The organism is Oerskovia sp. NPDC057915 (genome assembly GCF_042887685.1).
In the GTDB taxonomy this organism is placed as follows: Bacteria; Actinomycetota; Actinomycetes; order Actinomycetales; family Cellulomonadaceae; genus Oerskovia.
Genome location: NZ_JBHVOS010000019.1, coordinates 96,094 through 105,979 on the forward strand (window position 1 = coordinate 96,094; position 9,886 = coordinate 105,979).

Sequence of the window (9,886 nt, forward strand, 5' to 3'; positions counted from 1 at the left end):
GCTACCCCCTCACGTAATTCCACCAAGTGGTGGACGTTGGGCTAGCATTGGGCCGTGCTTCCTCCTGACGCCCGACGACGTGCCCGTAGCGAGATGACCCTCACCGAGAAGGCCTCGCTCACCTCAGGCGCGAACTTCTGGAACACCAAGCCGGTCGACCGCCTCGGTGTTCCCTCGATCATGCTCACCGACGGCCCGCACGGTCTGCGCAAGCAGGGCGGGGCGGCCGACCACCTCGGTCTCAACGCGAGCATCCCCGCCACGTGCTTCCCGACGGCCGCCACGCTCGCCAACAGCTGGGACCCGGGCCTGGTGGAGCGGGTCGGCGAGGCGCTCGGCACCGAGGCCGCTGCCGAGAACGTCAGCGTCCTGCTGGGCCCCGGCCTCAACATCAAGCGCAACCCGCTCGCGGGCCGCAACTTCGAGTACTTCTCCGAGGACCCGCTGCTCGCGGGCCGACTCGCCGCGGCGCAGATCCGCGGCATCCAGTCCCGCGGGGTGGGCGCGAGCGCCAAGCACTTCGCGGTGAACAGCCAGGAGACGCACCGCATGACGATGGACGAGGTCGTCGACGAGCGGGCACTCCACGAGACCTACCTCGAGGCGTTCCGCATCGCGGTCACCGAGGGCCGGCCCTGGACCGTCATGAGCTCGTACAACAAGGTCAACGGGACCTACGCGAACGAGCACCGCGAGCTCCTCGACGAGATCCTGCGCAAGCGGTGGGGCTTCGACGGCCTGGTCGTGACCGACTGGGGCGGCAACAACGACCGCGTCGCGGGCCTCGTCGCGGGCAACGCGCTCGAGATGCCGTCGACCGACGGCGTGACCGACGCCGAGGTCGTGCGCGCGGTCGAGGAGGGGCGCCTCGACGAGGCAGTCCTCGACGCCCGCGTCGACGAGCTGCTCACGCTCATCGAGCGCACCGAGTCGGCACGCGCCGAGACCGCGCGCCCCCAGGGCGCCACGACTGACCGGCCCGACGGCGCCGCGCCCCTCGACAGCACCGCGCGCCCTGGTGGCACCACCACGCCCGACGGCGCCGCACCCGTCGACCTCGACGCGCACCACGCGCTCGCGGTCGAGGCCGCTCAGCGCTCGGTCGTCCTGCTGCGCAACGCCCGCGGCACCCTGCCGCTCGGACGGCACTCGGGGCGTGTCGCGGTGATCGGCGACTTCGCGGCGACCCCCCGGTACCAGGGCGCGGGCAGCTCGCTCGTCAACCCGACCCGGGTGGACGTGCCGCTCGACGCGCTGCGAGCCAGCGGCCTGGACGTCGTGGGCTACGAGCAGGGCTTCGCCCGCCGCGACGGGGGCCGGGGCGCGTGGGACTCGCCGTCGTCGGCCCGCCGCCGCCGGCGCGCGGTGCGCCTCGCAGAGCGCGCCGACGTCGTGCTGCTCTTCCTCGGCCTGGACGAGTCGGCCGAGGCCGAGGGCGTCGACCGGACGCACATGCGGATCGCCCGCAACCAGCTCGCCCTCACGCGTGAGCTGACGAGGCTCGGGGTGCCCGTCGTGGTCGTGCTGGCCGGTGGCGCGCCCGTCGAGCTGCCGTTCGCCGAGCACGTCGACGCGATCGTGCACGGCTACCTCGGTGGTCAGGGCGGTGGCCAGGCGATCGCCGACGTGCTGACCGGCGTGGTCGACCCGGCCGGACGCCTCGCCGAGACGTACCCGCTGCGCTACACCGACGTGCCGTCGTCGGCGACGTTCGGGCGGACCGAGGCGACGTCCGAGCACCGCGAGAGCATCTACGTCGGGTACCGCCACACAGACAAGGTCGGTCTGCCGGTCCGCTACCCGTTCGGGCACGGCCTGAGCTACACGACGTTCGAGCACAGCGACCTCGCCGCGGACCGCACGAGAGTCCGGGTCACGGTCACGAACACCGGCGAGCGTGCCGGCACCGAGACCGTGCAGGTCTACGTCGAGGCGCCGGGCGCGGCCCGGGGCGAGTTCCGCGCGCCCCGCGAGCTCGCCGGGTTCGCGAAGGTCACCCTGGAACCGGGGGAGAGCGCGAGCGTGACCGTCGACCTCGCCGAGCACGCGTTCGACGCCTACGACACGGGCAGCCACGAGTGGCGCACCGTGCCGGGCACCTACACGGTCCAGGTCGGCGCGTCGTCACGCGACCTCCGGGTGTCCGCGCCCGTCGTTGTCGACGGCGAGCCGTGGGCCCCCGACACCGCGGGGCTCCCGCACTACGCGAGCGGCCACGTGGACCGCGTCCCCGACGACGAGTTCGCGGCGCTGCTGGGGCGGACGCCCCCGGCGCAGGACTGGCCCGCGGGCCGTCCGCTCACGCGCGCCGACATCATCGCCCAGGCGCGCGGTCGTGGCGGCGTGGGAGGCGGCCTGGTCCGGCTCATCGACGCCGCCGGACGGCTGCTCATGCTGCTGGGGCGTCCCCACGCGGCGAACAACACCCGTTTCGTCCTCGACCTGCCGTTCCGGTCGGTGTCGCGGATGAGCGCAGGCACGGTCGACGAGGCGATGCTCGACGGCCTGCTGCTGATGGTCAACGGCCGGTTCTGGCGCGGTGTCCGCCGCCTGGTCCCGGCATGGCGTGCCCACGCGATGGCCGCGCGGGCTCGGAAGAAGGACTGAGAAGGAATGGCGACACGCACTGAGATCAAGCGGGACGCCGTCGCGCGCGCACAGGAGCTGCGCGCGACCAGGCGGGCCCGGCGCGCCGAGCTGAAGGCGATGGAGCCGCAGGAGCGCAGGGCGGCCAAGGCCGCCGACAAGCGTGCGGCCCGTGAGGCGCGCAAGACCGCCAAGGCGGAGCGGACCGCGGCGCGCGCCGGGATGACCCGGGCCGAGCGCCGCGAGGACAGGCGCCGCGCGCGCGTCAACCGCAAGGTCGAGCACCGGCCCCGCCGCGCTGTCGGCTGGGGCGTCACGGCCGTGGCCGTGGTCGGGATCGGCGCCCTCGTGGCGCCGTTCGCGAGCTCGATCGGGTTCCTCATGTCGATCGAGTACGACTCGTCCTCGCCGGCCGGCGTGGCCGCCCGGGAGAACGCCGCCCAGGTGTCGGAGGACGTCTCGGACGAGGGCATCGTCCTGCTCAAGAACGAGGGCGGTGTCCTGCCGCTCGCGGACGAGACCCTCAACGTGTTCAGCTTCGCGTCGTTCAACCTGATCCTCGGGGGCGGCGGGTCCGGCGGCAGCAACCAGTCGCAGTCCGTCCAGCTCTACGACGCCCTCGCCGACCAGGGGATCACGGTCAACCCGGACCTCAAGGCGACCATGGAGGAGGCGGGTGCCACGACCGAGACGGGCGGCGCCAACGGGCTCCTGCAGATCGCGGGCGCGATGATCGGCGGCGGTGACGAGGGCGAGCCCGCCCCCGACTACCTGACCGACGACGTCATGGCGCAGGCCGCAGAGTTCTCCGGCACGGCCCTCGTGGTCGTCGGCAACGACGGCGTCGAGGGCCAGGACATGAGCCCCGAGCAGCTGCGCCTGACCGACGAGCAGCGCGCGCTCTTCGACAAGGTCACGGCCTCGTTCGACGACGTCGTGGTGGTCGTGAACTCGGGCAACCAGCTGGAGCTCGGCTTCCTCGACGAGTACCCGCAGATCCGGTCCGCGGTGTGGATCGGCACGCCGGGTCCGCGCGGTGCGGTCTCGCTCGCCAAGGTGCTGACGGGCGACGTGAACCCGTCGGGCCGCCTGACCGACACCTACGCCTACGACGTGACGAGCGCCCCGGCGGTCGCCAACGTGGGCGACTTCGACTACGCCAACGTCAAGCGCTCCTACCTCGACTACGAGGAGGGCATCTACGTCGGCTATCGCTACTACGAGACCCGCTACGCGGGTGACGAGGCGGGCTACGCGCAGGCCGTGCAGTTCCCCTTCGGCCACGGACTGAGCTACACGACGTTCGCGCACGAGGCAGCGGCGCCGCGCGTCGACGGCGAGACGATCAGCGTCGACGTCACGGTGACCAACACGGGCGGCACGGCGGGCAAGGACGTCGTGCAGGTGTACTTCTCGGCCCCGTACACGCCGGGCGGCATCGAGAAGTCGGCGATCGAGCTCGCGGGCTACGACAAGACGGCGATGCTCCAGCCGGGGGAGTCCGAGACCGTGACCGTCACGTTCGACGTGCGCGACATGGCCTCCTGGGACACCGAGGGACACGGCGCGTACCTGCTCGAGGCCGGGACCTACCAGGTGTCCGTCCGCACCGACGTCCACACCCCGGTCGCGCGGTTCGACCACGTCGTGGCCGAGGACGTCGTCTACGCCACGGACGCCGACACGGGGCACGAGCTCACCAACCGCTTCGACTACGTCGAGGGCGACCTGACCTACCTCTCGCGCGCCGACTGGGAGGGCACGTATCCGCAGGCGCCCGAGGCCGGCGCGACGGCCTCCGACGAGCTGCTCGCGCGCATGGACCCGGAGATCGAGCCCGCCGAGGGCGAGACGCCGACCTACGGCGCCGACAACGGCCTCGTCCTGGCCGACCTCGCGGGACTCGACCGCGACGACCCCCGGTGGGACGAGTTCCTCGACCAGCTCACGCTCGACGAGCAGGTCGACCTCTTCGCCAAGGGCGCGTACCGGACGCACGAGGTCGAGCGCCTGGGCATCCCGGCGATGGACCTGCTCGACGGTCCGGCCGGGCTGAACTCCCTGTTCAGCTCGCTCGAGGCGGCCGCCTACCCGACCCAGATCGTCGTGGCCTCGACGTGGAACGACGACCTCGCCCGCGCGGTCGGCGAGTCCGTGGGGACCGAGGCGAACGCCTACGGCATCGAGGGCTGGTACGCCCCGGGCATGAACCTGCACCGCACGGCCCTGGGTGGTCGCGACTTCGAGTACTTCTCGGAGGACCCGCACCTGTCGGGCATGATGTCGGCCGCGATGGTCTCGGGCGCCGAGAGCAAGGGCGTCCTGACCTTCATGAAGCACTTCGTGCTCAACGAGCAGGAGGTCAACGCCCGTACCGGCGTGAACGTCTTCGTCGACGAGCAGACGCTGCGCGAGCTGTACCTCAAGCCCTTCGAGATCACGGTCAAGGAGGCCGACCCGACCGGTGCCATGAGCTCGTTCATCAACATGGGCGGCGTGTGGGCGGGCGGCAACGAGCAGCTCCTGCAGGACGTGCTCCGCGGCGAGTGGGGCTTCCAGGGCGTCGTCTCGACCGACGCGGTGCTCGGGGCCTGGATGGATCCCGGCCTCGCGGCCCGCTACGGCAACGACCTGATGCTCGCGATGCTCCCGGGCTCGGACAAGGCGACGAAGGCCGCGGTCGACCAGGACCCGGTGGGGGTGGGCAACGCTCTGCGTGACCGCGTCCACACGATCCTGTACACCACGCTGCAGACCACGCTCTTCGAGTGATCCGGACCTGACCCGCAATGCCCGACGGCGGGAGCGACGAGTGCCGGGGAGCCTCAGCTCACGTTGTCCGTGTACTCCACGTCCTTGGTCTCCTTGCTCACGAGCAGCGCCACGAGCGTCAGGACCGACATGGCCGACAGGTAGACCCCGACCAGCACGGGCGAGCCGTCCGCCTGCTCCCACAGCGCGACCGCGATGAACGGCGCGACCGCCGCGCCGAGGATCGACGACAGGTTGTAAGCGATCGCCGAGCCGGTGTACCGGACGTTGGCGGGGAAGAGCTCGGGCAGGATCGCGGCCATGGGGCCGAACGTCAGGCCCATGAGCGTGAAGCCCACCACGAGGAGCGCCATGACGCCCACGGTCCCGCCCGTGAACAGCGGCACGAACAGGGCGCCGAACGCGATGATCGCGACCGTCGTCCAGATGAGGTGCTTGCGCCGCCCGAACCTCTCGGCCATCGGCCCGGAGACGAGCGTGAAGATCCCGAAGAACACGACGCCGACGATGAGCATCACGAGGAAGTCGGTGCGCTCGTAGCCCAGGCCCGGCGCGCCGCCGCTCCCCGCGGGGACCTCTGCGGGCGCGGTGCCGAACGTCAGCGTGAACGTCGTCATGAGGTAGAACAGCACGTAGGTCGCGAGCATGATGAACGTGCCGAGCACGATCTGGCGCCACGAGCTGCGGAACACCTGCGCCACGGGCAGCTTGGCGACCGCGCCGGTCTCGACGACCTTCTGGAACGAGGGGCTCTCGACCAGGCGCAGCCGCACCCACAGGCCCACGATCACGAGCAGCGCGCTGGCCAGGAACGGCACGCGCCAGCCCCACGAGGAGAACTGCTCGTCGGTCAGCGTCTCGGCCAGGACCAGGAACGTGGTGTTCGCGAGGATGAACCCGATCGGGGCGCCGAGCTGGGGGAACGTGCCCCAGATCGCGCGCTTGCCCGCGGGGGCGTTCTCGGTCGCGAGCAGCGCTGCGCCGCTCCACTCGCCGCCGAGCCCGAGGCCCTGGCAGAAGCGCATGAGGACCAGCAGCGCGGGCGCGAGCACCGACCAGCCGGGGGTCGACGACGGTGGCAGCAGGCCGATGAGGAACGTCGCGACGCCCATGGTCAGCAGCGAGGCGACGAGCGTGCCCTTGCGGCCGATCCGGTCGCCGTAGTGGCCGAACACGATCGACCCGAGGGGCCGTGCGACGAACGCGACGCCGAACACCGCGAACGACGCGAGGAGCTGGGACGTGCTGCCGTCGAGCGCCGAGAAGAACACGGCCGGGAAGACGAGGACCGCGGCGGTCGCGTACGCGTAGAAGTCGTAGAACTCGATCGAGGTGCCGATGAGGCTCGCGAAGATCACGCGCCCCTTGCTGTTGGCGGGGACGTCCGGGGTGCCGGTCGTGCCGGAGGGGTCGGCGGTCGAGTGTGCTGCCGTCGTGGTCACGGAGGTGCTCCTGCGGGGTTCGGGGAAGCGTCGAGGAGGTCCCCTGGGCATCGAGGGGGACCGTACTACCCGGTAACTTCGCGTCCCACGGTAAGGACGGCGACCGCAGGGCGAGCAGGGCGTCTCGCGATGTGGTCACCCTGCGCCGGGGCTAGCCCGGGACCGAGGCCCGCCCGGACCACCAGGACCCGCAGGGCATGATGGGAGGACGACCCCCACACGAAGGAGAACCATGCCCCTGCCCCTCCAGCCCACCCTGGACTTCGTCACCGGGCTGCCCAAGGCCGAGCTCCATCTGCACCTCGAGGGCACCCTCGAACCGGACCTCAAGCTGCGCCTCGCCGAGCGCAACGGCATCGACATCGGCCAGACCACGGTCGAGGAGGTGCAGGCGACGTACAGGTTCACCGACCTCACGAGCTTCCTCGCGGTGTACTACCCGGCCATGGACGTCCTGCAGACCGAGGACGACTTCTTCGAGCTCGCCCACGCGTACCTCCTGCGCGCGGCCGCGAACGGCGTCAAGCACGCCGAGATGTTCTTCGACCCCCAGGCGCACACCGCGCGCGGCGTCCCGTTCGAGGCCGTCGTCAAGGGCTACCACCGGGCCGCGGCCGCCGCGGCCGACTTCGGCGTCGACGCCGACCTCATCCTGTGCTTCCTGCGCGACCTCTCGGCCGAGAGCGCCGCCGAGACGCTCGAGGCCTCGGTGCCGTTCAAGGACCTCATCCTGGGCGTGGGCCTGGACTCCGACGAGCGCGGCAACCCGCCCGAGAAGTTCACCGCGGTCTTCGCCCGCGCCCGCGAGCTCGGCTACCGCCTGACGATGCACTGCGACATCGACCAGGTCGGCAGCATCGACAACATCCGCACCGTGCTGGAGACCATCGAGGTCGACCGCATCGACCACGGCACCAACATCGTCGAGGACCCCGCGCTCGTGGCCGAGGTCAAGGCCCGCGGCATCGGCCTGACGAGCTGCCCCGTGTCGAACAGCTTCGTGACCGACGACATGAAGGCCGTCGAGGTCGCCCAGCTCCTGCGCGACGGCGTCAAGATCACGATCAACTCCGACGACCCGGCCTACTTCGGCGGGTACGTGGCCGACAACTACGCCGCGGTCGCGGTCAAGGCCGGCCTCACGTCCGAAGAGGTCGTGACGCTCGCGAAGAACTCGTTCGAGGCCTCGTGGATCGACGCGGAGCGTCGCGCGGCGTACCTCGAGGAGATCGACCGCTACGTCGAGCAGTACGAGCCCACCCAGGCATGACAAGCTGCCCGACGGCGGAGCGCGCCTCACGCGCGAGGCGACCCTCCGCCGTCGGGCACCCCGGGCACCCCGGGCATGTCAGTCCTGCCGGGCAAGTCCGGCAGGACGACGGCCGTGCGACCCGCCCGTGCCGACCGCGTTCCTGCTGGTCAGCGACCGCTCGGGGCGGGCGTCGTCGTCGGGCGGGCCCCGGTGGGTGAATAATCTTCGGATGCCCTGCGTTGGGGCACGGGGGAGTGCGGCACCGCGAGCGGTACCGCACGACGGCACGGGCGGGCAGCCCGCGCCGGACGCACGACCATCCGGACGATCCTCGAGAGAGCTAGGCGACCACGACCACATGAACGATCTGCTGTACGTCAACGGCGGCACTCCGCTCAACGGGACCATCACCGTGCGGGGGGCGAAGAACTTCGTCTCCAAGGCGATGGTGGCCTCCCTGCTCGGGGAGGGGCCGAGCGTGCTGCGGAACGTGCCGCAGATCCGCGACGTCGGCGTCGTGACGGGACTGCTCGAGCTGCACGGCGTCAAGGTCGTCTCGGACGAGGCCGGGGGCGTCCTGCACCTCGACCCGACCGACGTCGAGTCGGCGCACGTCGCGGACATCGACGCGCACGCCGGGTCGAGCCGCATCCCGATCCTCTTCTGCGGCCCGCTCCTGCACCGCCTGGGCGAGGCGTTCATCCCGGACCTGGGCGGCTGCCGCATCGGCGACCGGCCCATCAACTACCACCTGGACATCCTGCGCCAGTTCGGCGCCGTCGTGGACAAGCGCGAGCAGGGCATCCACATCCGCGCCCCGCGCCGCCTCCAGGGCACCAAGATCTCCCTGCCCTACCCGAGCGTGGGCGCGACCGAGCAGCTCCTGCTCACGGCCGTGCGCGCCGAGGGCATCACCGAGCTGTCGGGCGCCGCGATCGAGCCCGAGATCATGGACCTCATCGCCGTCCTGCAGAAGATGGGCGCGATCATCTCGGTCGACACCGACCGCGTGATCCGCATCGAGGGCGTCGACAAGCTCATGGGCTACCAGCACACGGCCCTCGGCGACCGCATCGAGGCGGCGTCCTGGGGGTCCGCGGCCCTCGCGACCGGCGGCGACATCACCGTCAAGGGCGCGACGCAGCCCGAGATGATGACGTTCCTCAACACGTTCCGGAAGGTCGGCGGCGAGTTCGAGGTCGAGGAGGACGGCATCCGGTTCTACCACCCGGGCGGCGACCTCAACGCGATCGTGCTCGAGACCGCGGTGCACCCCGGCTTCATGACGGACTGGCAGCAGCCCCTCGTCGTGGCGCTCACGCAGGCCAAGGGCCTGTCGATCGTCCACGAGACGGTCTACGAGAACCGCTTCGGCTTCACGGACGCGCTGCGCGGCATGGGCGCGACCATCCAGGTCTACAAGGAGTGCCTGGGCGGCCTGCCGTGCCGGTTCGGGCAGCGCAACTTCCACCACTCGGCCGTCATCTCCGGCCCCACCCCTCTGTCCGCGGCCGACATCGAGGTCCCGGACCTGCGCGGCGGGTTCAGCCACCTCATCGCGGCGCTCGCGGCCAAGGGGACCTCGACGGTGCGGGGGATCGGCCTGATCGACCGCGGGTACGAGTACTTCCAGGACAAGCTCGAGGCGCTGGGCGCGGACGTCAGCCGAGGCTGACCCCGGCCTCCCGGCCTCCTGGCCCCCGGCCTCCCGGCGGCTCGGGAGGGCCAGCCGGGGGCTCCGGCACCCGACGGGCGCGGGGGGGGGGGGCGGCCCCCCCCCCCCCCCGGGCGGGCGCCCCCGCGGGGCCCCCGCGCCCCGGCGGGGGAGCGCCCG

5 protein-coding genes are annotated in these 9,886 nt (G+C 71.6%); 4 read left to right on the forward strand and 1 reads right to left on the reverse strand.

Annotated features, from left to right (window positions below):
• The first annotated feature begins 54 nt into the window (after positions 1–54).
• A complete protein-coding gene (locus ACFVQ3_RS13935; RefSeq protein WP_387640030.1) occupies positions 55–2,607 on the forward strand; it encodes a glycoside hydrolase family 3 C-terminal domain-containing protein in 2,553 nt (850 codons plus the stop codon).
• 6 nt (positions 2,608–2,613) lie between these two features.
• Positions 2,614–5,358: a glycoside hydrolase family 3 C-terminal domain-containing protein gene (locus tag ACFVQ3_RS13940; RefSeq protein WP_387640032.1), complete on the forward strand. Its 2,745-nt coding sequence runs from the start codon at positions 2,614–2,616 to the stop codon at positions 5,356–5,358.
• 53 nt (positions 5,359–5,411) lie between these two features.
• On the opposite strand, the gene ACFVQ3_RS13945 is transcribed toward ACFVQ3_RS13940, so the two are convergent.
• The gene (locus ACFVQ3_RS13945) at positions 5,412–6,800 is read right to left on the reverse strand and encodes an MFS transporter (RefSeq protein WP_387640034.1); all 1,389 of its coding nucleotides are present in this window, start codon (positions 6,798–6,800) and stop codon (positions 5,412–5,414) included.
• A gap of 232 nt (positions 6,801–7,032) precedes the next feature.
• Between ACFVQ3_RS13945 and ACFVQ3_RS13950 the strand changes: the two genes are divergently transcribed.
• Positions 7,033–8,070, forward strand: a complete 1,038-nt coding sequence (locus ACFVQ3_RS13950) for an adenosine deaminase (protein WP_387640037.1) — start codon at positions 7,033–7,035, stop codon at positions 8,068–8,070.
• A gap of 340 nt (positions 8,071–8,410) precedes the next feature.
• On the forward strand, positions 8,411–9,727 hold the full coding sequence (murA, locus tag ACFVQ3_RS13955; protein WP_377679678.1) for a UDP-N-acetylglucosamine 1-carboxyvinyltransferase: 1,317 nt from the start codon (positions 8,411–8,413) through the stop codon (positions 9,725–9,727).
• Positions 9,728–9,886: the final 159 nt, after the last annotated feature.